Origin of the sequence: Rahnella sp. Larv3_ips, from assembly GCF_003697865.1 — a bacterium.
In the GTDB taxonomy this organism is placed as follows: domain Bacteria; phylum Pseudomonadota; class Gammaproteobacteria; order Enterobacterales; family Enterobacteriaceae; genus Rahnella; species Rahnella rivi.
In genome coordinates this window covers 282,252-307,866 of the sequence record NZ_MJIB01000003.1, presented here as the reverse complement: position 1 = coordinate 307,866, position 25,615 = coordinate 282,252, and the positions used below count along the sequence as shown (strand labels likewise).

Sequence of the window (25,615 nt, the reverse complement as noted above, 5' to 3'; positions counted from 1 at the left end):
AAAGGATGAAGTCACGATATAACAAAAAACAAGGTTAGGAATATGTCACAACATAAAAACACCCTGTTTTTTCATTGCGCTGCGTCACGTTTTATTAACGGAAGTTTCTTGCCGATAGTTTCAATAATATAAAGTACCGGGATCTGCGTAGTAATATTATATTGGCCTTCAAGCACAATTTGCGGCATGTGGTATGAGATGTTGAGGTCTGCCATGCGCGCCAGCGTGGAGTTCTCGCTGTTGGTCAGGCTGATGATCTTGCAATTGTGCTGGCTGAACTGTGTGGCAAAGCGCAGTACTTCTTCCGTTTCACCGGAAACAGAAAGAATAATGGCGATGGCATCTTTATACATATCGCTGTTGATCGGGAAATAAGGGTCATCAATAAAGGTGCTGAATTTACCAACGTTAGAGAAAAAACGCGCGCTGTATTTCCCGAGTGATCCTGACGTTCCCACGCCCACAAATATAATGCGCTGGGCATCAGATATTTTTTTTGCGGCCTGATCTAATAATTCATCAAATTCGCTGTTATTAATACTTTTGAAATAGCTGATAATTTCACTGATTCCAAAAGAAACCGGCGGCTTTTCTTCATGTTCTAAAAACAGCTTAAAACGGATACGAAATTCTGAGTAACCGTCGCAATCCATCTTTTTACAGAAGCGCAAAACAGTGGTGGTAGACACGCCTGCGGCATCCGCCAGTTCGCGGATAGTCATGTACATCACTTTGTCGCCATTTTTGACGATGTAGTTATAGACCGTCAGTTCCAGTTCATTTAACGCGGAAATGGCTTTGTGTGTGAACATGAGGCGCCTGTTTGCAAAGATCGATTAAAGAACGAAAGTGGTGTCAGAGGTATTTTAACATCGTCACTTCGCAATCGACGTGACCTGTATTCCCCATTGCGCCATCAATGTGCTGGAAGCCGAGGCGTTCATACAGGGCAATGGCCTGAGTCAGGCTGGCGGTGGTTTCCAGATAGCAGCGGGCAAACCCTTGCTGACGCGCATGATCGATGGCCTGTAATGCCAGACGTTTAGCCAGACCCTGGCCGCGCAAAGAAGGCATGAAGTACATCTTCTGCAACTCGCACAAATCGTCTTCTGCACCTGACAGCGGTGCCATACCGCCACCACCGGCCACCACGCCATCGAGTTCCACCACCCAATAAGCACAGCGCGGCTGGCTGTAGCTTTCATACAGATGATCTAAATTCGGATCAGCGACGGTATAGCCTTTGTCAGCCGTCAGGCCAAATTCGGCAGAAACGTGGCGGATCACGTTAGCGATAGCGGCATTATCTTCAGGGCGGATCGGGCGCACCAGCACGCTGACAGGAAAGGTGGTCGTCATGTTACTCACTCAGTTTCAATAATCGGCAATCATACAGACCGTTTTAATACCATTTAAGGGCGGGTGGGCGCAACGCTGCCGTCCCCTCTGCGACATATTCCTTAACGCAAATGAGAGTCTTTTTCATCTGAATTGTAAAGAATTCGTTGCCTCCTTGTACCGGAGCGTGATTAAATCTTCATCGTTATGTAAAGCACTACGCCTCTTTCTTAATTACAGGAGAGACGGTTTCTCATTCCTTTCAGGACGAAAGATAAAAATGTCTGATAATAATCAACACAACGACAACCTGCATCAGGTCCGTTTTCATGGTAAGGGCGGAGAATATTTCGCAATCTGGCTGGTTAATGCATTACTGACCATTGTCACATTAGGGATTTATTCTGCATGGGCGACAGTACGCCGTCGTCGTTATTTTCTGGGTAATACTGAAATAAACGGTGATCGTTTTGATTATCACGCAAAGCCAATTCAAATATTGAAAGGCCGTTTGCTGGTGATTGCAGGGATCATTGTCTTTTATATTCTGGCGGCAATAATGCCGCATCTGGCGTTATTGTTCGTGCTGGCCTTTTTCGCCCTGCTGCCGTGGGTGATTATTCGCAGCTGGCGCTACAATGCGATCATGACCAGCTACCGTGGTGTGCGTTTTAATTATCACTGCAAAACAGGGCGCGCTTACTGGACCCTGTACCTGTGTCCGATCCTGCTGATGCTGGCGTTGTATATTCCGATTGTGGCCATCGTTCTGATTGCAGTTCAGACAGCCAGTATCAGTGCAATATTACTGAGCGTGGTGCTGGTGGCTGTCGCCTTAGTCCCTGGTATTGCTGCCGTTCAGGGGATTATCAGCGCCATGACCCACGACCTGTACGTTAATAATATGTTCTTTGGAAAGACGGCATTCAGTGCCGAATTAAAGAAAGCTGCATTTATTAAATACAGCCTGCTGGGCATTTTATTATTCCTGCCATTCCTAATCTTTGCCTTCTGGCTGATGGGATCGTTTATCACCACCCTGTATCAGATGGCTCTGATGGGCGGTATGTCTGATGAAATGGCCAGTGCGATGCTGATGGGCAACCTGTTTGGTTTCTTCCTTGCCATCGTCATTCTGTTGGTGGGTTCCCTGGTGGTTGCCAGTTATCAGGTCGTGGCTATCCGTAATTACGTCTTTAACCAGACACGGATTGGCAACGGGGTTAAGCTGCATTCCTCGATGAAAACCCTCTCCTACCTGGGGCTTCTGTTCACTAATGCGCTGATTGTGGTGTTCTCACTGGGTCTGGCGACGCCGGTGGCCCATGTGCGTATGGCGCGTTACATCGCCGCATCGACCGCTGTTTCTGGCGATTTATCACTGCTGGATGTGCAGGCACACAGCGATTCTGTTAACACCGCCGTTGCCGAAGAAGTTGCACAGGCGTTTGATCTTGGCGTCGGTATGTAATGCATGATCATTGAAGGCTTTTATCAGCCTCCAGGACGGGCAGCGCGTGAGGCTGCCCGCCTCTTTTTAGAAGAAGGACAGCAGCTGACGCTGGACACCCCGGAATCGCAGACTCGATTTTCGCTGCGTGATATTGATGTTTCTGACGCGCTCGGCACTATCCCTTTATTCCTCACATTCCCCGACGGCAGCCGTTTTGTACCTTCCGATGACGCGGCGTTTCGTCACTGGCTGTCGCAGCATCGAAAGCCGGGCTGGGTTTATCGTATGGAAAGCCACAAGCGCGGTGTGATCCTTGCGCTGCTGTCGACCTGCCTGCTGATTATCTTCTATGTCTACGGTTTATTACCCTGGGCCAGTCATGCCATTGCGCTGCGAATTCCGACCACCATTGAGCAGAACCTTGGTCGTCATACGATGACGCTTCTGAAAGCCAGTGATTTTCAGGCATCGGCGCTGCCCGATGTCCGGCAGAGCGCTCTTCAGGCGCTGTTCCGGCAGGTGACTCCGCCGTCATTGCGCGAAGACCGAACGCCGGTCAGCCTGAAACTGATGAATATTCCTGATACCGCTAATGCGTTTATGCTGGCGGATGGCACGCTGATCCTCAGCGATAAGCTGGTGGAACTCAGCCCCGGGGATGATGCGCTGGCGGCAGTCATGCTGCATGAAATGGCTCATCATGCTTACCGTCATCCGATGCGCATGCTGGTGCGTTCTTCGCTGGTGTCACTCACGCTCCTGTGGATGACCGGAGATGTCAGCGGTATCGGTGATACGCTTCTCCAGACGGCGTCACTTGCCAATGAATTGCAGTTTTCGCGCAGCATGGAGCGCGAGGCGGATGACTGGGCGATCGCAGAGATGAAACGGGAAGGGCGGTCGCTGGCGCAAATGGCGCAAATTTATATGTTGCTCTCTGCGCAGGCGCAGAATGAAAAAATCCACGACAGCACGTTGCCGGACTGGCTGAGTACGCACCCTGCGATGCAGTCACGGATTGAACATATCAGGGAAGCGGATAAACACGAGTTTCGCCGCCCATAAAAAAAGGCCGCTTGCGCGGCCTTTATCATTTTGCTTTAGCGAATTTACAGCGCGGCAATCGTGGCTTTCTGCTCTGCAATCTTGAGTTTCGCTTCACCGCAGGCTGCCAGACGTTCGCGTTCTTTTGCGACAACGGCTTCTGGCGCACGCGCGACAAAACCTTCGTTAGACAATTTGCCTTCGATGGAAGCAATCTCGCCGTCGAGTTTTGCGATCTCTTTGTCGAGACGTGCCAGCTCAGCATCTTTGTCGATCAGACCCGCCATCGGGATCAGCAGTTCCGCGCCTTCGACCAGCTTGGTGACAGACACCGGGCCTTTGTCGCCGGCAGGCAGAATAGTGATGGATTCCAGACGCGCCAGAGATTTAATGAAGCTCAGGTTCTGTTCCACACGACGCTGTGCATCCGCACCTGCACCGCGCAGCAGCAGTTCCAGCGGTTTGGCCGGAGACAGGTTCATCTCGGCACGCACGTTACGGATTGCGATGATCGCCTGCTTGATCCACTCGAGATCGGCCAGCGCCAGTTCATCCGCTTTCGCCGCATCAAACTCAGGGAAAGGTTGCAGCATGATGGTTTCAGCTGTGATGCCTTTCAGCGTTTTCACGCGCTGCCAGATGGTTTCAGTGATGAACGGAATGATCGGATGCGCAAGACGCAGCAAACCTTCCAGCACTTCCACCAGCGTATGACGGGTACCGCGCAGTTGTGCTTCGCTGCCGCCGTTCATAACCGGCTTGGTCAGCTCCAGATACCAGTCGCAGAACTGGTTCCAGGTGAATTCATACAGAATGCTGGCAGCCAGATCGAAGCGATAGCTGTCCATCGCATCACGGTAGGCTTTCACCGTGCGATTATATTCCGCGAGGATCCAGCGGTCAGCCAGTGACAGCTCAAGTTCGCCGCCGTTCAGGCCACAATCCTGATCTTCGGTGTTCATCAGTACGAAGCGGCTGGCGTTCCACAGCTTGTTACAGAAGTTGCGGTAGCCTTCAAGACGCTTCATGTCCCAGTTGATGTCACGGCCAGTAGAAGCCAGCGCCGCCAGCGTGAAGCGCAGGGCGTCGGTGCCGTGCGGTTCGATACCGTTCGGGAATTGCTTCTCGGTGCGCTTGCGGATTTTTTCCGCCAGCTGAGGCTGCATCATGTTGCCGGTACGTTTTTCCAGCAGGTCTTCCAGTGAGATACCGTCAATCATATCCAGCGGATCGATAACGTTACCTTTGGACTTGGACATTTTCTGCCCTTCGTCGTCGCGGATAAGACCGGTCATGTAAACGGTATTAAACGGAACCTGTGGCTTGCCGTTTTCATCTTTCACGAAGTGCATGGTCATCATGATCATGCGCGCGATCCAGAAGAAGATGATGTCGAAGCCGCTCACGACCACGCTTGAAGGGTGGAAGGCTTTGAGATCAGGCGTCTGTTCTGGCCAGCCCAGCGTGGAGAAAGTCCACAGGCCGGAAGAGAACCAGGTGTCGAGCACGTCTTCGTCCTGAGTCAGCACGACGTCTGCGCCCAGATTGTTTTCGCTGCGTACTTCCGCTTCGTCGCGGCCAACGAAAACGTTGCCTTCGGCGTCATACCACGCCGGAATGCGGTGTCCCCACCACAGCTGACGGGAAATACACCAGTCCTGAATGTCACGCATCCAGCTGAAGTACATGTTTTCGTACTGTTTAGGCACGAACTGGATCTCACCTTGCTCAACGGCTTCTACTGCCACTTTCGCCAGCGGTGCGGTACGGACGTACCACTGGTCGGTCAGCATTGGCTCGATCACCACGCCGCCACGGTCGCCGTAAGGTACGGTCAGATCGTGAGGTTTAACTTCTTCCAGCAGGCCCGCTTCATCAAAGGCTGCGACCACGGCTTTACGCGCAGCAAAACGCTCAAGGCCACGGAACTGCTCAGGGATATCATTGGCGCATGCATCACTTTCTTCGCCGTTCGTATCGAATACTTCAGCGGTCTGGCGGATATCGCCATCGAAAGTCAGGATGTTGATCATCGGCAGGCCGTGACGTTTACCGACTTCATAGTCGTTAAAGTCATGCGCAGGCGTGATCTTCACGCAGCCGGTGCCTTTTTCCATGTCCGCGTGTTCATCGCCCAAAATAGGAATGCGACGGCCCACCAGCGGCAGGATAATCTCTTTGCCGATCAGATCTTTGTAACGCGGATCTTCCGGGTTGACCGCCACGCCGGTATCACCGAGCACGGTTTCCGGACGGGTGGTGGCGACCACCAGATAATCTTTGCCTTCAGCAGTTTTCGCGCCGTCAGCCAGCGGATAACGCAGGTGCCACATGGAACCTTTGGATTCACGGTTTTCTACTTCGAGATCGGAGATCGCGGTGCGCAATTTCGGATCCCAGTTCACCAGGCGTTTGCCACGGTAAATCAGGTCTTCTTTGTACAGGCGAACAAACACTTCGCGCACGGCGTTGGACAAACCTTCGTCCATGGTGAAGCGCTCGCGCTCCCAGTCCACGGAGTCGCCGAGGCGGCGCATCTGGCGGGTAATGGTGCCGCCGGATTCTGCTTTCCAGTCCCAGATTTTGTTGATAAACGCTTCACGGCCATAGTCGTGACGGGTTTTGCCTTCTTCGGCCGCGATTTTACGCTCAACCACCATTTGCGTTGCGATACCCGCATGGTCGGTGCCCGCCTGCCACAGGGTGTTTTTGCCCTGCATGCGCTGATAGCGGATCATGGCGTCCATGATGGTTTGCTGGAAAGCATGACCCATGTGCAAGCTGCCGGTAACGTTCGGCGGCGGGATCATGATGGCAAAGCTTTCTTTACTGGTATCACCATGTGGCTTGAAATAGCCCTGTTGTTCCCAGTGCTCGTAAAGCGGCTGCTCGATGTCTTGCGGGTTATATGTCTTATCCATTTCGCTTCGTATTTTCGTCGGTCGATGTGGTGACGGAGGGCGGCGTGGCCGTCGTCAAAGAGAAACCCACGCTGCGATAGGCTTTGTAGCGTTCGCGCGCAAGTTGTTTAAGGGAATCTTCGTAAGGAACGAAGTCTACCACTTCATGGAAAGCAGTAGCAAAATCTGCAAACTCAGGCAGCAGGCTTATCAGCAGGTCGCGTGGCGCATTGCCGCGCTTACCTGGCCAGCAGAGCTCCACCGGCGCACCAAAACGCGGGCCTTCGCCCGCCAGATTGTGCGGCACAAAGTGGCTCGGATCGCGCTTCCAGAGTGCTTCATCCAGACGCTCGGCCTGTTGTTGATCTTCACAAGCCAGCAGGACACGTTTGCCCATCCGGTAACGTTCAGCGGCGACCTGACAGGCCAGCGCTTCGTGTGAGCTGAGCTCGCCACTTGCATCCGGCGCATCGAGAAGAAAAAAGGTTGCCTGTTTCATGATGAGTTCACTGTGCTGCTGAGAAAAAACAGGGGCGCAACTGGGTGCGCCCGCCTGTGAAGGGTCTGGCGAGCCAAACCCTGAGGGTGAAATTATACCTTATTTGACGGGTGAATCAGATCATTCATCACCGTCAAGACCGGCACGGTTGAGCAGGAACTGTGACAGCAGCGCGACCGGGCGACCTGTTGCCCCTTTGTTTTTCCCTGAACGCCATGCAGTACCGGCGATGTCCAGATGCGCCCAGCTGTATTTACGGGTGAAGCGCGACAGGAAGCAACCGGCGGTGATAGCCCCCCCTGCACGGCCACCAATGTTTGCCATATCGGCAAAGTTGGAGTCCAGCTGTTCCTGATATTCGTCAGCCAGCGGCAGACGCCATGCGCGGTCACCTGCCTGCTCGGAGGCGCCAATCAGCTCATGGGCCAGCGGATTGTGGTTCGACAGCAACCCGGTGATGTGATGTCCAAGGGCAATCACGCAGGCACCGGTCAGCGTGGCGACGTCAATCACCAGCTCAGGATCGAAACGTTCGACGTAGGTCAGCGCATCACACAGCACCAGACGGCCTTCAGCGTCGGTGTTCAGCACTTCGACAGTCTGGCCGGACATTGTCGTCAGAATGTCACCCGGACGGAACGCCTGGCCGCCTGGCATGTTTTCACAGCCGGCGAGGACGCCAATCACGTTGAGCGGCAAATTCAGTTCAGCCACGACGCGCATTGCGCCATACACAGCGGCTGCACCACACATGTCGTACTTCATTTCATCCATATCCGCGGCGGGCTTGATGGAAATACCGCCGGAATCGAAGGTCAGGCCTTTGCCGACGAGCACGATAGGCTTAGCGTCCGGATTAGGATTGCCCTTATATTCCATCACCGACATCAGCGATTCGTTTTTCGAACCCTGACCGACGGCCAGATAAGCGTTCATCCCCAGCTCTTTCATCTGCTGTTCGCCGATAACGCGGGTGGTGATGTTCGTGCTGAACGCGTCGGCGAGCTGACGCGCCTGTGACGCCAGATAAGCGGCGTTACAGATGTTTGGTGGCATATTGCCCAGATCTTTCGCGGCTTTGATACCGGCGGAGACGGCTAAACCGTGCTGGATGGCGCGCTCACCGCTGGTCAGTTCACGGCGGGTTGGCACGTTGAAGACCATTTTACGCAGCGGACGGCGAGGTTCGACTTTATTGCTTTTCAGCTGGTCGAAGGTATAAAGCGATTCTTTTGAGGTTTCGACCGCCTGGCGCACTTTCCAGTAAGTATTGCGCCCTTTTACGTGCAGCTCGGTGAGGAAGCAAACGGCTTCCATAGAACCGGTGTCGTTCAGGGTATTGATCGTTTTCTGGATAACCTGTTTGTACTGGCGCTCATCCAGTTCGCGTTCTTTGCCACAACCAATCAGCAAAATGCGTTCTGAAAGAATATTCGGTACATGATGCAGCAACAGGGTCTGGCCCACTTTGCCTTCAAGTTCGCCACGGCGGAGCAGGGCACTGATATAGCCATCACTGATTTTATCGAGCTGTTCGGCAATCGGTGACAGACGGCGAGGTTCGAAAACGCCGACTACAATACAGGCACTGCGTTGTTTTTCCGGGCTACCGCTTTTTACGCTGAACTCCATGCACTCTCCTGAATCTTAAAGACAAGGGCGGGAGGTACGGCTAGAATGGTTGCCGGAGACACTCTCCCGTCATTGTGTTAACGACCTGTGTTAACCTTAAACGGCGTTAGTTTTTATTTTGGCGGCTATAAGCATGTTCCTATAGGACACCCCAATTCTCGGTGTTGTAATACTATTTTAGCTGTGAAGGTTGCCATATGATGAGAATAAATGACGGATTAGCGATGAAACTAGCGATTTTCCTTCAAAAAGACAAGTTTTCACAGGCGTATTAAGCGTGATCATCATTAGATATCTGGTTAGGGAAACCTTCAAGAGCCAATTTGCCATTCTGTTCATTCTGCTTCTCATCTTCTTTTGTCAGAAGCTGGTCAGGGTGCTTGGAGCGGCAGTCGATGGCGATATCCCAACAAATTTAGTTCTGTCACTTCTGGGTTTAGGTATTCCGGAAATGGCGCAGCTTATCCTTCCTCTCAGCCTTTTCCTCGGCTTGCTGATGACGCTCGGTAAATTGTATACCGACAGTGAAATCACGGTCATGCATGCCTGCGGTCTTGGAAAACGGTCGCTGGTCATCGCGGCGATGGTATTGGCGTTATTTACCTCAGTTTTCGCCGGCTTTAACGCGATATGGTTAAGCCCGTGGTCATCGAAACATCAGGATGCGGTTCTGGCGGAAGCCAAAGCCAATCCCAGTATGGCGGCGATGGTTGAAGGCCAGTTCCAGCAGGCACAAAACGGCAATGCGGTACTGTTCGTGGGTAACGTGAAAGGTAAGGAATTCCATAACGTCTTCCTGGCGCAGCTGCGCCCGAGTGGCAACCAGCGTCCTTCGGTGGTGGTGGCAGATAAAGGCCACATGTTGCAACGTCCGGACGGTTCTCAGGTCGTGACTCTGGATCAGGGCACGCGCTATGAGGGCACCGCCTTGCTGCGCGATTTCCGCGTCACTGACTTTACTGATTATCTTGCCGTTATTGGTCATCAGACCGTTCAGCTGGATCCGAACGAGTCCGATCAGATGAGCATGTCGCAACTCTGGCATTCCGATGAGCCGGAAGCGCGTGCAGAGCTTAACTGGCGTATCACATTAATTGTGTCGGTCTTTATCATGGCGCTGTTAGTGGTTCCGCTTAGCGTGGTGAACCCGCGTCAGGGCCGCGTGCTGAGCATGTTGCCGGCTATCCTGCTTTATCTGATTTTCTTCCTGCTGCAAACCTCCCTGCGTTCCAATGGCGCGAAAGGTAAACTGGATCCGATGGTCTGGATGTGGGGCACTAACCTGCTCTACCTCGCACTGGCATTGGTTCTGAATGCATGGGATACCTTGCCGGTTCGTAAGGTCCGCGCGCGTCTGAGAGGAGTTGCCTGATGTTTGGCGTATTAGACCGGTACATCGGTCGCACGATCTTCAACACCATCATGATGACGTTGTTCATGCTGGTGTCACTCTCCGGCATCATCAAGTTTGTCGACCAGTTGCGTAAGGTCGGGCAGGGCGGATATTCAGCGGCTGGCGCAGGGCTTTACACCTTGCTGAGCGTTCCGAAAGATATCGAGATCTTCTTCCCGATGGCCGCACTACTCGGTGCATTGCTGGGGCTTGGCACACTGGCAACACGCAGTGAGCTGGTGGTCATGCAGGCCTCTGGTTTCACCCGTATGCAGATCGCTGCATCGGTGATGAAAACGGCAATTCCGCTGGTGCTGTTGACCATGGCGATTGGTGAGTGGGTCGCGCCGCAGGGCGAGCAGATGGCGCGTAACTATCGTGCGCAGCAGATGTACGGCGGTTCGCTGCTCTCCACCCAAAACGGGCTGTGGGCAAAAGACGGGCATGACTTTATCTACATTGAGCGTGTTGCGGGTGAGAAAGAACTCACTGGCGTGAACATCTACCATTTCGATGATCAGAATAAGCTGCAATCGGTGCGTTATGCCTCTTCAGCGACCTTTGATAATGGCGAGTGGAAACTCTCTCAGGTGGATGAATCAGACCTGACTGACAAGCTGCAAATCACCGGTTCTCAGACCCTCTCCGGCGTGTGGAAAACTAACCTGACACCGGACAAACTCGGTGTCGTGGCGCTGGATCCGGATGCGTTGTCGATAAGCGGGCTCTACAACTACGTAAAATACCTCAAGCAGAGCGGCCAGGAGTCCAAGCGTTACCAGCTGAACATGTGGAGTAAAATCTTCTCTCCGCTGTCTGTTGCCGTAATGATGCTGATGGCGCTTTCGTTCATCTTCGGGCCGCTGCGCAGCGTGCCGATGGGCGTGCGGGTGGTGACGGGGATCTGCTTTGGTTTCCTGTTCTACGTGCTTGATCAGATTTTCGGCCCGCTGAGCCTGGTTTACAGCATTCCGCCGATTCTGGGCGCATTGCTGCCAAGCGGACTGTTCCTCGTCATCAGCATGTATTTACTGTTGAAGAAAAAGTAAAACCGCAGATTCAGATAAACAAAAAGCAGGCTCTTTACAGAGGCCTGCTTTTTTTACGTCTGAATGCGGAGATCTGAACAATCAAATCTCGTTATTGCGCACCAGATCAGCCACCAGATCGTTCACGCCATCACTCATGTTTTTAAACTTGGTCAGCTCGCTGCGGGTCACCACCACGAACACACCGACACCGCGTTGCGGTACCATCGCAACATAAGTGATAAAACCACCGCCGCCACCGGTTTTCTGAATGATGCGCGGTAACAGTGGGGTTGGCGCCATGGTCACCCATCCCATGCCCAGCGAGTCCGCCATGCCCGGTACGTCCATCCCCTTGAGCGAGACTAAATCAGAACGTTTGTAATACATTTTCTGCGCCATATCGGCGGTAGAGGTGCGTTGCCCGAGGAACTGCCGCATCCAGCGACCCATATCAGCCGGCGTCGAGTACAGCCCGCCACTGCCTGCTGCTGCCGTGGTATTGATGCATGGCGTCGGTCTCAGGCCCACCATCAGCCTTGCACACTGGCTGGCATTTGGTGTGAGCGTGGTGTCGATCATGCCGAGCGGCTGGGTGATCTGCTCGCGCAGAAGTTGGGTGTAAGGTTTATTCGCGGCTTTTGATAACGCATCCGACAACAGATCAAATGCCAGATTAGAGTAAGACGCGCGGGCGCCCGGCGGCACGGTCATTTTGGCGACGCTCAGCCAGTTCCAGCGGTCGCTTTTCGTCGGCCAGGTAAATACATCACGGTGTGCAACGCCACCCGGTTGCTCACGGGGCAGCCCACTGGTGTGCGTCGCCAGATTCAGCAACGTGATGGGATTGGTGCCGTTGTAACTGGGTACGCGGGCACCGGCAGGTGCATATTTACGCAGCGGGTCATTAATACTGACTTTGCCCTGTTGTGCCATTTTGACCAGCACTTCGCTGGTAATCAGCTTAGTCAGCGACGCAACGCGCACGAGGGAGTCTTCACGTGGACGCACATCGGAACCGGGGCGGGTTTCACCAAAACTGCGGAACACCTGCTGATTGTTATCCACCACCACCAGCGCCATTCCCATTGCGCCACTGCCGTAAAAAATGTGTTCTGCATGGTCATCCACGACCTGCGACGCGAGACGTGCGTTTTGTTGCGCATAGCTCCATAAAGGCGTACTGGCAAAGGCCAGGGCAAGGAGCGAAAGAGAGATTTTTTTCAACAAGCGGGTATCCATCAACAGGGCATCAACTATTCGTGATTTGTATACTAATGCGAAGTTTGAGAAACGGCATGAGAAAAACGCGCCCAAATCGAAGATTTTTGTCAACAAAACCCCCAGTTACCGCCGCTGATGTTTGTTTTTTCAACACTTAAACCGAACAGGGTGGGATAACTATTGCGTGACCTGCTGGGCTGGGTATAATGCCCACGTTTTCCGCATACTACTTTCTGTGCCGAAGTGGCGAAATCGGTAGACGCAGTTGACTCAAAATCAACCGCCGCAAGGCGTGCCGGTTCGATTCCGGCCTTCGGCACCATTAGTATGTAAATCAAGTCACCCATGGGTGGCTTTTTTTATGCCTAAAATCCAGTGCCCGCAAGGTTTTGCCCCGCTTTTTAGTCAACCGACGTCAATCTGACTTACCCCACATCAACATGCTTGTGAGTATAGAATCGGGTATATATGCTGGTTCGATAATGCTTATATACTCACGGCAGCATTTGGAAGGAATACCATCAAGGCCCTGACTGATACCCTGCTCCCCGTTAATGAGCACACCCCGATGTGAGTAATGTCTTCATAAGCTCCATGAAGACATCCTCCTGAAGAAGCGTTTTTCCGACCAACAGATCATCAGTATTCTCCGCGAGGCTGAAGCGGGAGTCTCCACCCGTGAACTCTGCCGAAAACACGCCATTTCCGACGCCACGTTTTACACATGGTGTAAGAAGTATGGCGTTATGGCGGTGCCTGAGGTTAAGTGCCTGAAGTCGGTTGAGGAAGATAACGCCAGATTCAAGAAGCTGCTTGCCGAAGCCATGCTGGATAAGGAGGCGCTTCAGGTGGCTCCCTGGAGAAAGCACTGCCAGGAGTTCCGTTTGTTATTATGCCGGTTTCGCGCGTGGTATTGCGGCTTCGGTGAAGCTGAAATTGCCGACAACCTGTCAGCTGATTGGGCTAATTGTTGCTCTGATTTTTTTGTTCCTTCATCGTCACCTTCCCCGGCATTTCATCCAGATTATCTTCCCGCAGCCCGGTTCCACGTTTTAGCCCCCCATCAGTATGGGATCACTCAGGTGTGGCAGCGGTGCGGACTTCATAGGAATAGTCAGAGACAGGAAGCCAGCCTTTGTCTGACCCAGCGGATATCTTCAAGGATCCCGTGCCAGGAAACCCAACCTGCACAGCCGCTAAAAGTTAATAGTCACGCAGTGGCTCGCCGGCTTTAAACATTATCTGATTACCGGTAACAGAAAAATCCTACTAATTAGGGTTCTTCAGGAATTAAATACTCCCGGCAATAATAATCCTAATGGCGTAATCATGTTTTTTCGGGATGCAGCCTTAGCCATGCCCGGTCTTAACATGCAACTGAAGTATTATGCGCATAGCTTTTGAGTGTTATTATTAATCGTTAAAAAACATGTATTTATAATCAAATTCCCATGCGGGGATACTCCTGGCTGCTATCTTGTTTTGAATCAAAAATAAAGTATCATTACGCATTGGTAATAATAACCTTACGAAAGATTACATTTCCACTTGAGTTGCTAATAGAAAAGCGTATTTTACCTTCGTAAATTTCTCATGGACTGACTGTCATGGCTGACGCAATGGATAAGCACATCTGCACGCAAAAGAATAAATCACTCCGCCCTTATGGTGTCATCAAAAATAATAAATATCTGAGTGTATTAAATTCAGTGAAATCTTCGGCTGTAGTGCAAGGCTGTAAATTATTATCCCACCTCCGTCACTCGGTGCTTTTACTTCCTCTCTGGGGAGTCATGCCGGTTCATTCCAGCGCCGCGTTGATAAGTCCGGCCGATCGCGATGCCGTTCAACAACAGCAGCAGGAATTGCTACAACAAAACAGTCAGCAGCGACAATCCCTGCAGCGCAGCATAACGCCTGCTTTGCCTGCTGCCCGTCCTCCTGCGGAGCAGCCGGGTGGCCCGTGTTTTCTCATCTCTTCCATTGCGCTTTCCGGTGCTGAACATCTTCCGGCGCAGGCTGAGCGTGAGCTGACTGAATCTTATCTTCAACGCTGCCTCTCTCTTGGCCAGATACAAACGCTGGTGAAGCAGGTGTCAGACTGGTACATCAGCCGGGGATATATCACCAGCCGCGCCTTTCTCACTGAGCAAGATCTCTCTCACGGCCAGTTACGTCTGCAGGTGCTTGAAGGAAAGCTGGAGGACATCGAAATTGAGAAGCAGGATGCCCGAATGCTGCGTACCGCTTTTCCGGGGCTGAAGGATAAAATTCTTAACCTGCGTGATATCGAACAGGGAATGGAGAGTATCAACCGGTTGCGTAAAGTACCGGTTCAAATTGAAATTTTGCCCGGCACGCGGCCAGGTTATTCGATCGTTAATCTGACGGCCACGCCTGAGTTTCCAGTGACGGCAGGCATCGGCTTTGATAACAGCGGACAAAAGAGTACCGGTACCGGGCAGATCAACGGGTCACTGACGGCCAATAACCTGCTCGGGCTGGCGGATCAGTGGTTTGTATCCGGCGCGCGCAGCAGCGATTTTGCCAGCGATCACAATGCCCGTAGCGTGCAGGCCGGTTTTAGCGTGCCTTACGGCTACTGGCTTTTAGATTACAACTACTCTTACAGCGATTATCTGACCACCATTACTGATCGCGGCTTTGACTGGCGCTCTGACGGTGACAGTCAAATCCACCGCCTGACCCTGTCCCGCGTCCTTTTTCGCAACGGTGACATGAAAACTGGCGCATTCCTCGGCCTGTCTCATCGCATTGGCCGTAATTATCTCAATGATACCCGCCTTGAAAGCAGCAGCCGCAAACTGACCAGCGTGACGGTGGGGGTAAATCACAGCCAGAAAGTGTGGGGGGGATATGCCACCCTGAACCCTTCCTTCAGCCGTGGTGTGCCCTGGCTTGGCGCCGAGAGCGATGCTGATAAATCTGGTGATGCACCCCGCGCCGAGTTCAACAAAGGGTCCTTATCAGGCAGCTACTATCTGCCACTGGCGCAGGACTGGAACTATCTCACCAGCTTTTACGGGCAGTGGACGCCAGACCGCCTCTACGGCAGCGAGCGTATGACCCTCGGTGGAGAAAGCTCGGTCAGGGGGTTCAAAGAACAATACCTTTCCGGTGATAACGGCGGGTACTGGCGTAATGAAGTGAATCACGACCTGCTTACGCTGCCTTTGATTGGCACCCTCAACGCAGTGGCGGCCGTCGATGGCGGCTACCTCCGGCATGACAATCAGGACAGCTTTGCATCCGGCACGCTGTGGGGCGGTGCCGTGGGCGTGGGCAGTCGTAACCGCTATTACAGCAGCCAGTTCACCGTGGGCTGGCCGCTTGCCTATCCGGACTGGCTCAAGCCCGACCGTGTCTCAGTGTATTACCGCGTGAACGTCGTACTTTAATGATCAGGGAAAGGTATCAGGGATGAACAAGAATAAACCCGTCAAACTGTCGCAGCGTGGCCTGACCTATCTGCTCTGCAGCCTGCTTGCCTGGCAACCGTTGCTTCCCGCACTGGCTGCGGGCGTCAGCGTTGCACAAGGGAATACGTCGCTGGATAAAGCAGGTAACGGCGTCCCGGTCGTCAACATTGCTACGCCCAACCAGGCCGGTATTTCCCATAATAAATACAACGAATTCAACGTCGGCAATGAAGGCCTGATTCTTAATAATGCCACCGGCCAGCTGACGCAAAGTCAGCTTGGCGGGTTGATACAGAACAACCCGAATCTGAAAGCCGGGCAGGAAGCCAAGGGCATTATCAACGAGGTAGTGGCACCTAACCGCTCCCAGCTTCAGGGGTACATGGAAGTGGCAGGTAAAGCGGCCAACGTCATGGTGGCTAACCCGTACGGAATTACCTGTAGCGGCTGCGGTTTTATCAATACGCCGAATGCGACGCTGACCACCGGCAAGCCGGTGATGGGGCCAGACGGGCAACTGCAGTCGCTGGAAGTGACACAGGGCGCAATCAGCATTCAGGGAAAAGGCCTGGATGCCAGCCAGAGTGACAAGTTCGCGCTGATTGCCCGCGCAACGGACATTAACGCCCAGCTTTATGCCAAAGAGGCTGAGATCACGCTCGGTGCCAACCGCGTCGATGCCGCGGGGAAGATTACCCCGATAGCCGGTACCGGCGATGCGCCTAAGGTCGCCATTGATACCGGGGCCCTCGGCGGGATGTATGCCAATCGCATCCGCCTGGTCTCCAGTGAAAAAGGGGTGGGGGTTAACCTCGGCAATCTCAATGCCTCAGTGGGCGATATGCAGATTGATGCCAGCGGGAAACTGACGCTGCGCAATGCCACGGCGGCGGGTAAGGTCACGGCAAACGCGCAGGATATTGCGCTTCAGGGCACCCAGCAATCCGGTGGTGACATGGCGTTGAGCGCCGACGGCACGCTCGCGGTTGAGGGCAGTCGCGTCACCAGCGGAGGCAACATGGCGCTGGCAGCCGGTCAGCTTACCTCTGACAGCCCGGCGCAGGTATCTGCTGCAGGGAATATTAACGCTACTGCCCGCAACGGCGGGCAGTGGCAGGGCAGCCTGACGGCAGGAAAAGATCTCCACGTCGGGGCTGCGGATCTTACCAACGGCGGACTGATGGCGGCGGACGGGAATGCCCGTTTCACCACAGGGAAGCTGACCAACACGGGCACGTTGCAGGCGCAGGGTGAACAAACCCTTCAGGCAACGGGGCTGGATAATCAGGGTAAAATTCAGACCAAAGGTGTGCAGAGCATTCAGGCCGACAGCCTGAATAATAGTGGCACACTGGCCACTGACAGCGCGTTAACGCTCGCCGTCAACGGCGATATGTCAAACAGCGGCACGGTGGCTGCGGGTGGCGACAGCCGGGTGACGGCGAAAAAGGCGACCAACAGCGGGCTGATACAGGCGCAGGGCGCACAAACCCTGAACGCCTCAGCCCTGAGTAACGGCGGTAAAGTGCAGTCGGGCGGGGCCGCGCAGATTACTGCTGACAGCCTGGACAATCAGGGGCTTATCGGCTCGCAGCAATCGCTGGCGTTACACACCGCCGATCGGCTAACGCTGAGTGACACGGGCTCAATATTTGCCGGTGACCGGTTGACGATGGATGGCGGTCAGATGACCGTTGACGGCGTGCTGACCGGTAAAAACGGCCTGATGCTTAATGCGGCATCACTCTTCGCCGGACAAAACTCGCTGATCACCAGCCTCGGTGATATTGGCTTCAATGCAGCGCAGCAGTCGTTGTACGGTGAGCTTTCGACACCGGGGAATATCAGCCTGAACGGCAACGATCTGTTGGCAGGCGCGGGTGCCCGTATTCACAGCGATGCGGGGCTTTCGATTTTCGCCACAAATCAGGCCTCGGTGGCGGGTGCAATGGACGCGCAAAGTCTGGACGTCAGCGGCGGTTTGCTGACGCTGGCGGACACAGGTTCGCTGACGTCTCTGGGCGATATGCGCCTGTTATCCACCCGGCAACAACTTGACGGTGTGGCCGGTGCTGGCAGAAATCTGTCGATTGACGCCCGTGAGCTCAATGCTGCACACAGCGGTAAGACCTCAGCGCAAAACGATATTCACGCCAACATCACCGGCGGCGGCCAGTGGTCAGGCAGCCTTATTGCCGGTCAGGACCTGACGTTTACCGCCGGTGATTTTAGCAACGGCGGTACGCTTGCCGCTAACCGTAACGGGCAATTCAGTTTCAACACGTTAGACAACGACGGGCTGCTTCAGTCGATGGGAAGCCAGTGGCTGAGCGGTGAGACGTTCAATAACACCGGCACGTCGCAATCCGGTGGCGTTCAGACATTAACGCTGAGCCAGCTCAATCATCAGGGACTGATCGGCTCGCAGGGAAATGTTGACGTCAATGTGCGTGACGGGATGACGTCAGGCGATAACAGCACGCTGCTGTCGGGCGGGTATCTGACGCTTCGCGCGGCCCAGGCAGAACTGGGCGGGACGTTAACCGCAGCGTTGGGCGCAGATCTCCACGGCACGTCTCTGACCAGCCGCGTCGGTTCGGTGCAAACCAGTGAGGGCGATGTCAGCCTGAACGCGGACTCAGCCACGCTCAACGGGTTCCTGTCCGCTGACGGGGCGATGACGCTGACAACCGGAAAGCTGACCACGGGCAGCGGCTCGCAAACGCAGGGCAAAAACGCGCTGAGCCTCACGGCAACGCAGCAGGCGGATTTAGACGGGAAAATTGTTACGCCGGGTGCGTTAACGCTCGTTGCCGGCATACTCAATAACGCAGCCACGATTGGCGCGAGCGCCGTGGCCATGCAGGCCAGTGTGATAAGCAATGAAGGCAGTATCACCGCAGACGACAGCCTGCAGATAGAGGCTAATACCCTTCACCAGAACGGCCAGCTTGCGGCTAAAAACCAGATGACCCTTAAAGGCGGCAAACTCGCTAATCAGGGCAGTATTACCGCGGGCAATCTGACTGTTAACGCCACTCATACGTTGATCAATCAACAGGCTGGCATCATCACGGCCACAGACGGCGCAAGCGTGACCGCGGGCTCTGTGTTAAATGACGGTGCGCTGGCCGCGAGAACGGCAGTCATCAACGCTGACACTATGACCAACAACGGTTTGCTGCAGGGGAGTCATGACCTTCAGCTCGTTGCAGGCAGCCTGACCAATGGTGATCAGGGGCGCGTACTTTCCGGTGGAGTGCTCGATTTACACCTGGATGAACTTCAAAATCAGGGACGTCTGCAAGGGGGCACGCTCGCCGTTGCCGGCAACAACCTTATCAACAGCGGGACGGTGTTGGGCAGCAACGGACTTTCCCTGAGTTTACAGGACGCCGTCAACAACTCGGGCAGCCTGCTGACGCAGGGTAGCGCGACGCTCGATGCGGCTACGTTCGAAAACAGCGGTCAGTTGCTCAGTGGAAAAGACGCCACGATCGCCGTCTCACATCTGAGCAATCAGGGGCAAATTCAGGGCGACACGCTGATTCTTACCGCTGACGATGCCGATAATAGCGGCAACCTGATTGGCCTGAAAGCGCTGACCGCACAGCTGGCGCAGGATCTCAGCAATGCGACGTCCGGTAAACTGCTGACGCAGGGGGCGCTGAAGGTCACCGCCGGTCACGTCATCAACGACGGTAACTGGCAGGCTGATAATGCCGAACTGCACGCCAGCCAGCTTGATCTCAATGGCGCGATCCAAACTGTCTCGCGCGCGGCGCTGATGCTCAAGGGTGAACTCAACACCGGCGCACAGGGCAAAATCATCTCTTCCGGGCTGGCCATTCTGCAGGCGGCCAGCCTGAATAATCAGGGAGAATGGTCCGCCGACAACCTCACGCTTGAGGGCGAAAATCTGATTAACGGCGGTGCGGTCACCGGCGTCAGCCAGCTTGCTGCCACGCTCGGTGACACATTGCAGGTGCAGCAAAGCGGCGCACTGCTCAGCGGCGGCACCAGCAGTCTGCATGCGGCCAGTATTGCCAACAGTGGCAATATTCAGGCAAACGATCTGATACTGAACGCGAATAGCCTGTCGAATGCCGGCCAGCTTCAGGGGCAGAACAGCCTGCGGGCAACCGTTGGGCGCGACGTCAGTAATTTGCAGGGCGGGACTCTGCGCAGCCAGGGCACCTTCGATCTCAGCGCGCAGTCGCTGCGTAATCAGGGGCACATACAGGGCGACGGCGTCAGCCAGGTTATTCTGACCGATAATCTCGATAATCAGGGCAGCCTGCTGACCGGCGATAAACTGACGCTCTCTGCGCCGACCCTCACTAACAGCGGTGTACTGCAGGCTAACGGGCTTACCCTCACCGGTAATACACTCAATAACAGTGGCACGCTGACCGGTCAGGCCGACGGTGTGCTGAATGTGGACACGGTGAATAATCAGGGGCAGCTACAGGGAGACAGGCTGCAACTTACCGGTAACACCCTGCACAACAGCGGAACGCTGTTCGGCAGCCAGGCGCTTAATCTTAAGCTGCAAAATATTGAAAACCAGTCGGGCGGTAATCTCTTCAGCGCAGGCTCGCTGACGTTGGTCACACCGACACTGACCCAGTCGGGCAGCGTACTGGCACTCGGTGATATGACGCTGCAGCTTGGCTCGGGATTCACTCAGAGCGGAACGCTGGCGGCCGGTCAGGCACTCACCCTGACCACTGAGGGCGACCTTAATGTGCTGGGCACGCTGCAGGGGAATGACATCCATCTCAGTGCGACCGGGGACGTTGTAAACCAGGGCCAGCTTCGTGCGGGTGGCGGTAGCGTGGGCATTGATGCACGTAACATCACCCTCAACGACAGCGGCAGCGTGCAGTCCGGCGGCGATATTATCCTGAACAGCCGTGGTTTTATCCGCAACAGCGGGTTCATCGGCGGGGCAGGTAATCTGGTGATGACTGCGGCCACTCAGCTTGTGAACAGCGCGCTGATTTATGCCGGCAACAACATGCAACTGCTGGCGGACAGCCTGCAGAATACGCACGGTGACATTCTTGCGGGCAACAGCCTGTGGATGCAGAAGGATGCGGCGGGCAATGCAAGCACTGAAGTCGTCAACACCTCCGGTAATATCGAAACCACGCGCGGTGATATCACGGTTAACACCGGCCACCTGCTGAATCAGCGCGACGGGCTGACAGTCGTCAACTCTTCGCTCACGCCGGTTGACGGGCCTTCGTGGCTCGGGCAAAGCTCGGTTGATCTGAGGTTGGGAGATTTAGACGAAAATGAGTTAGGTTTCTACACCAAGCGGGTAAGAACGGGCGGCAGTATGGGGCAGGGTAACGGCTCCGTTGACGATCACTATTATCTCGCCCCAAACAGTACCGCTGCTGAAAAACGCTATTTAGTGGCATCTTCAACTGTTGCGGCTCAGGCTAACGGTGGTGCCGGGCGTATTGCGGCGAACGGAAATCTGACGGTTGCGGCGGATACTCTCGATAATATCGCCAGTAATATTCTCGCGGGCGGTAATATTTCCTTGTCCGGACGCTCGCTGAATAATCAGTCCTATGAAAATGGTGTCCAGAATAAGTATCTGACGTATCAATATACCGGCACCCTGGCGAATAAGGAGTTTGATAGCAGACACGATCTCGCCTTCTTTGCCCCTGATTCAGAGCGGTGCTGCTTTAGGTCAAATACCACCAACACCATCGTTACCTACAATCTTGTCGGCGGTCCGGTCTATGAGACGGTGAATACCGGCGAAGGTTATCGCTCAGTCATTCAGGCGGGCGGTGCCGTTAATGCCAGCTTTAGCAATAACATCAGTAACACCACCACGACCGCCAATGCGGGCGGGTTGTCGCATGTCATCAACGCGCCCGCACTTTCGGGTACGGCGAGCCTGCAACCGGTCAGCGGCACGCAAAGCCAGCAACTGGCGTCAGGAAAAGATCTGGTGGTCGGATCCGTTCAGTGGAATGAATCCGTCAGCAGCGCCCTTCAGCAAATCGGTAACAGCGGCGCTGCGCTGACGGATTATCCGTTACCTTCGGGTAATAACGGTTTATTCGTGGCAAGCCAGGATCCTTCCAGCCCGTATCTGATCACCACCAATCCGCAGTTGGGAAGTGTGGGTAAAACCGATCCATCGTTATTTAACGCATTGAATGATTATCTCGCACGGCCGGCAGGTTCTGCGCTGAGCCTTGATGCATTACCGGGCGGCATCCCGGCCGCCGGGCAGGTCCTGAACCCTGCGGTTACGCCGGGCACGCCCACCACGCCGCGTATTGAGACGGCTGCGCTGTACACCGATCAAAGTCAATTTATCGGGTCCTCCTACTTTCTGGACAGGCTTAATCTCAGACCCGATTACGACTATAAATTCCTTGGCGATGCCGCCTTTGATACCCGCTATATCAGTAATGCGGTACTCAGCCAGACAGGGCAACGGTACGTTGCAGGAACCGGTTCTGATCTGGAACAGATGCAGTATCTGATCGACAACGCCGCCGCCCAGCAAAGTGCACTTGGCTTGCAACTTGGCGTTAGCCTGTCACCTGCTCAGGTCGCGGCGCTGACCAAAAGTATCGTCTGGTGGGAGAAAACCGCGGTTAATGGTCAGACCGTTCTTGCACCAAAACTTTACCTCTCCGCCAATGACGTCAAGGTGTTAAGCGGCAGTGTGATCTCAGGCAGCACCGTCAATCTTGAGTCCGGGCATATCGTCAATGCAGGCAGCACGTTGCAGGCCGGAACCCAACTGACAGCAAAAAGCAGCGGCGCGCTGGATAATCTTAGCGCAGGGCTTATTGCCTCCAACGGAAGCCTGCAACTCGCTGCACTGGGTGACATCAATAATATTGGTTCGTCGATTTCCGGGCAGACCGTTGCGCTGCAATCCGTCACCGGGGACATCAATAACGTCACCCAGGCGCAGCAATGGAATGCTGCGCCTGGCAGCAGTAAAAATAAAACAGCGCTGCTGACGTTCAGTGAGACACAAACCGGGGACGTCGCGAGTATTACTGCTGGCAAAGGGCTTTCGCTCAACGCTGGTAATAACATTAATAACACCGGCGCCAAACTGACAGCGGGGAGTGATTTGCAGCTGGTGGCGCTGAACGACATCAACATCACCGGCAATGCGCTCAGCACCAACAAAACCACGGCAAAAAGCAGCGCGCAGACCACCGACAGCCAGGCCAGCACGGTCAGCGCGGGCGGTAATTTATCGGCCAGCGCGGGGCACGACCTGACGGTGGCGGGCAGCGCCGTCACCACCAAAGGCGACGCTAAGCTTGTGGCAGTCAATGACATCAATCTCGACGCGATGGACAAAAGCAGCCATCAGACCAGCGGAAAAAATCAGGCTGACAGCAACAACGCCACCCGCACGGTGGTCAGCAGCGGCGGCGACCTAACGCTCAGCGCGGGCCGTGACCTGAACTCGAAGGCAGCACAACTCACCGCCGACCTGAATGCTTCACTCAGCGCCGGTCGCGACGTCAATCTGAACGCGCAGCAGACCAGCACCTACAGCGAAACCCACGGCAGTAAAAGCGTGAGTATTCGTGAAAATGTTGGGCAGGAAGGGACAGCAGTGGTGAGCGGCGGAAGCACCACGATTGCCGCCGGGCGTGACATTACGACACAGGCCGCGCAAGTACAGGCCACCGGCGACCTGGCCCTGAACGCCGGGCGGGATGTGAATATCACTACCGCGCAGGAAAGCGAATACAGCTACGACGAGAAGACGAAAACTAAGAAACACCTGTTCTCTAAAACGACCACACACACTGTGGCAGAAGACTATGCCACCACGGAAAAAGCCTCACAGCTCAGTGGTGACAACGTCTCCGTTGTCGCCGGTCAAGACCTGACCGTCAAAGGTTCGTCGGTGGTCGGCGATGGCGATGTGACGCTGAAGGCGGGGAAAGACCTCAACATTGCGGCGGCGACGGAAGAGCAGTCGAGCTATCGCCTCAGTGAAAAGAAAACCAGCGGGATGTTCAGCGGCGGCGGTCTGGGCGTGACGTTCGGCAGTAAATCCTCACGTCAGCAAATTAATCAGGACGGCACCACGCAAAGCCAGAGCAGCAGCGCCGTCGGCAGCACCGGTGGCAATGTGAACCTGATTGCCAGTGAAAAGGCCCATATTGGCGGCTCGGACGTCATCGCTAAACATGACGTCAACATCGTTGGTGGCTCGGTCACGGTGGACCCCGGCAACGACATGCTGACCCGTAAACAGGTCTACGAGCAGAAGCAGAGCGGTCTGACGGTGTCGCTGTCGAGTCCGGTAACGGATGCGTTATTGTCGCTGAACAGCATTGCCAAACAGGCCTCACAGACCGGCGACAGCCGAATGAAAGCACTTTACGGCGTGCAGGCGGCGGAGCAGGGTTGGATGGCCTCGATGGACGGAACCGCAACGCAGGCGGCTCAACTGATGAATGGCAAAGTGGATGGCAACCTGGTCCAGTTGCAGGTCAACATCGGTGCGAGCAAAAGTAAATCCAGTTCCGAACTGGAACAAAATCAGGTCACCGGTAGCACCATTACCGGCGGCCGTAATGTCGCGATTGTCTCGACCGGGAATAACGGTCAGAGCGGCGATATCACTCTTATTGGCAGTGGCGTGACAGGGAATAATATCACGCTGGCCGCGCAGAATGACCTGATCCTGCAGGCCGCGACCAATAACAGTAAACAGACGAGTCAGGACAGTTCGAACGGCTGGAGTGTAGGGGGGCATATCTCGCTGGGTGAGGAAACGGGCATTGGTGTTCAGGGCAGCGGTTATGCGTCCAAAGGCAACGCGGACGGCGAGACGACGGAATACGTCAACACCCGTGTGAATGCCCACGACAATCTGTCGTTGAGCAGCGGGCGTGACACCGTGCTCTCTGGTGCTCAGGCGCTGGGCGATAAAATCACGGCAAACGTCGGGCGCGATTTAACGCTGACGAGTCTGCAGGACACAGACGATTACCAAAGCAAGCAGCAGAGCATCAGCGGCGGGTTTAGCTTAACCTTTGGTTCAATGACCGGTTCAGCCTCATTAAGTATGAACAAGGCTAAAACCAAGAGCGGGTACGCCAGTGTAGGCGATCAAAGCGGTTTGTTTGCCGGCAATCAGGGCTATGACATCTACGTGGGTGACCATACGCAACTGAATGGCGCGGTCATTGCATCGACGGCGGATGCGGCAAATAACAGCCTTAATACCGGCACGCTGGGCTGGAATGATATCCAGAACAAGGCGAATTACAGCGCCAGCAGCGTGGGTGTGAGCGCCGGTTTCTCATCAAGGCAGGAAAAGGGCAAGGAGAGGCACAACGCCGGCGGCGTGCTGCCGGTAATGGCCAGCGATAGCGGAAGTGCGTCAGGCACCACCCGTTCAGCGGTTGCGGACGGCAACGTGACGGTACGTAATACCGGGGAGCAAACTCAGGATGTGGGTACGCTGAGCCGTGATACCGATAACGCCAACGGCCATATCGACAAAATCTTTGATAAGGAAAAGATAGAGGAAAATCAGGCGCTGGCGCAGGCCATCAGCCAGGTGGGCGTGCAGACCATGCAGCACGCGGCAATGCAGGCGCAGGTGAATGCCAGAAATGAAGCGCTCGCAAGATTA

Annotated in this window: 12 protein-coding genes, 1 tRNA gene and 1 pseudogene; 8 read left to right on the top strand and 6 right to left on the bottom strand. The window is 54.7% G+C overall.

The window, feature by feature from the left end:
* Window positions 1-71 precede the first annotated feature (71 nt).
* Window positions 72-812, bottom strand: coding sequence for a MurR/RpiR family transcriptional regulator (locus ED901_RS01410; protein ID WP_122094379.1), 741 nt, complete (start codon window positions 810-812; stop codon window positions 72-74).
* 43 nt (window positions 813-855) lie between these two features.
* Entirely contained in the window at window positions 856-1,359 is a 504-nt protein-coding gene (locus ED901_RS01405) for a GNAT family N-acetyltransferase (RefSeq protein WP_122094377.1), read from the bottom strand.
* Between the two features lie 259 nt (window positions 1,360-1,618).
* Here ED901_RS01405 and ED901_RS01400 point away from each other — a divergent pair, with 259 nt between their 5' ends.
* On the top strand, window positions 1,619-2,809 hold the full coding sequence (locus tag ED901_RS01400; RefSeq protein WP_122094375.1) for a YjgN family protein: 1,191 nt from the start codon (window positions 1,619-1,621) through the stop codon (window positions 2,807-2,809).
* A gap of 3 nt (window positions 2,810-2,812) precedes the next feature.
* Window positions 2,813-3,856: a M48 family metallopeptidase gene (locus ED901_RS01395; protein WP_122094373.1), complete on the top strand. Its 1,044-nt coding sequence runs from the start codon at window positions 2,813-2,815 to the stop codon at window positions 3,854-3,856.
* A gap of 44 nt (window positions 3,857-3,900) precedes the next feature.
* Here the strand turns inward: ED901_RS01395 and ED901_RS01390 are convergent, their stop codons facing one another.
* The 3 genes from ED901_RS01390 to pepA form a co-directional block, all read right to left on the bottom strand.
* Entirely contained in the window at window positions 3,901-6,756 is a 2,856-nt protein-coding gene (locus ED901_RS01390) for a valine--tRNA ligase (RefSeq protein WP_122094371.1), read from the bottom strand.
* The gene (locus tag ED901_RS01385) at window positions 6,749-7,234 is read right to left on the bottom strand and encodes a DNA polymerase III subunit chi (protein ID WP_122094369.1); all 486 of its coding nucleotides are present in this window, start codon (window positions 7,232-7,234) and stop codon (window positions 6,749-6,751) included. Before ED901_RS01385 ends, ED901_RS01390 begins: the two co-directional genes overlap by 8 nt.
* 120 nt (window positions 7,235-7,354) lie before the next feature.
* On the bottom strand, window positions 7,355-8,866 hold the full coding sequence (pepA, locus tag ED901_RS01380) for a leucyl aminopeptidase (RefSeq protein WP_056776547.1): 1,512 nt from the start codon (window positions 8,864-8,866) through the stop codon (window positions 7,355-7,357).
* A gap of 277 nt (window positions 8,867-9,143) precedes the next feature.
* On the opposite strand from pepA, the gene lptF reads away from it, so the two are divergent.
* Both lptF and lptG read left to right on the top strand, forming a co-directional pair.
* Window positions 9,144-10,238 (top strand): LPS export ABC transporter permease LptF, encoded by a 1,095-nt coding sequence (lptF, locus tag ED901_RS01370; protein WP_056776550.1) that lies wholly within the window; start codon window positions 9,144-9,146, stop codon window positions 10,236-10,238.
* Window positions 10,238-11,308, top strand: a complete 1,071-nt coding sequence (gene lptG / locus ED901_RS01365; protein WP_056776552.1) for an LPS export ABC transporter permease LptG — start codon at window positions 10,238-10,240, stop codon at window positions 11,306-11,308. The genes lptF and lptG overlap by 1 nt, the downstream gene beginning before the upstream one ends.
* Before the next feature lie 81 nt (window positions 11,309-11,389).
* Here the strand turns inward: lptG and ampH are convergent, their stop codons facing one another.
* Window positions 11,390-12,529, bottom strand: coding sequence for a D-alanyl-D-alanine-carboxypeptidase/endopeptidase AmpH (gene ampH, locus ED901_RS01360; protein ID WP_056776553.1), 1,140 nt, complete (start codon window positions 12,527-12,529; stop codon window positions 11,390-11,392).
* A 219-nt stretch (window positions 12,530-12,748) separates the two neighbouring features.
* On the opposite strand from ampH, the gene ED901_RS01355 reads away from it, so the two are divergent.
* From ED901_RS01355 to ED901_RS01335, 4 genes and pseudogenes are all read left to right on the top strand, one after another.
* Window positions 12,749-12,833 (top strand) — tRNA-Leu (locus ED901_RS01355).
* Between the two features lie 286 nt (window positions 12,834-13,119).
* Window positions 13,120-13,377, top strand: a pseudogene (locus tag ED901_RS01350) (transposase); the annotation flags it as partial.
* Between the two features lie 927 nt (window positions 13,378-14,304).
* Window positions 14,305-15,930 carry a ShlB/FhaC/HecB family hemolysin secretion/activation protein gene (locus ED901_RS01340; RefSeq protein ID WP_122094367.1) on the top strand — a complete coding sequence of 542 codons (1,626 nt, stop codon included), beginning with the start codon at window positions 14,305-14,307 and terminating at the stop codon, window positions 15,928-15,930.
* A gap of 22 nt (window positions 15,931-15,952) precedes the next feature.
* Window positions 15,953-25,615 (top strand): hemagglutinin repeat-containing protein (locus tag ED901_RS01335; protein ID WP_240993857.1); only part of this gene is annotated, 9,663 nt, incomplete at its 3' end.

What these genes read in the sequence shown, in the direction of transcription:
- ED901_RS01385 (WP_122094369.1), bottom strand. Translation starts at nt 7,234, where the DNA reads ATGAAACAGGCAACCTTTTTTCTTCTCGATGCGCCGGATGCAAGTGGC.
- pepA (WP_056776547.1), bottom strand. Translation starts at nt 8,866, where the DNA reads ATGGAGTTCAGCGTAAAAAGCGGTAGCCCGGAAAAACAACGCAGTGCC.
- ED901_RS01340 (WP_122094367.1), top strand. Translation starts at nt 14,305, where the DNA reads ATGCCGGTTCATTCCAGCGCCGCGTTGATAAGTCCGGCCGATCGCGAT.
- ED901_RS01400 (WP_122094375.1), top strand. Translation starts at nt 1,619, where the DNA reads ATGTCTGATAATAATCAACACAACGACAACCTGCATCAGGTCCGTTTT.
- ampH (WP_056776553.1), bottom strand. Translation starts at nt 12,529, where the DNA reads ATGGATACCCGCTTGTTGAAAAAAATCTCTCTTTCGCTCCTTGCCCTG.
- lptG (WP_056776552.1), top strand. Translation starts at nt 10,238, where the DNA reads ATGTTTGGCGTATTAGACCGGTACATCGGTCGCACGATCTTCAACACC.
- ED901_RS01410 (WP_122094379.1), bottom strand. Translation starts at nt 812, where the DNA reads ATGTTCACACACAAAGCCATTTCCGCGTTAAATGAACTGGAACTGACG.
- ED901_RS01405 (WP_122094377.1), bottom strand. Translation starts at nt 1,359, where the DNA reads ATGACGACCACCTTTCCTGTCAGCGTGCTGGTGCGCCCGATCCGCCCT.
- ED901_RS01395 (WP_122094373.1), top strand. Translation starts at nt 2,813, where the DNA reads ATGATCATTGAAGGCTTTTATCAGCCTCCAGGACGGGCAGCGCGTGAG.
- ED901_RS01390 (WP_122094371.1), bottom strand. Translation starts at nt 6,756, where the DNA reads ATGGATAAGACATATAACCCGCAAGACATCGAGCAGCCGCTTTACGAG.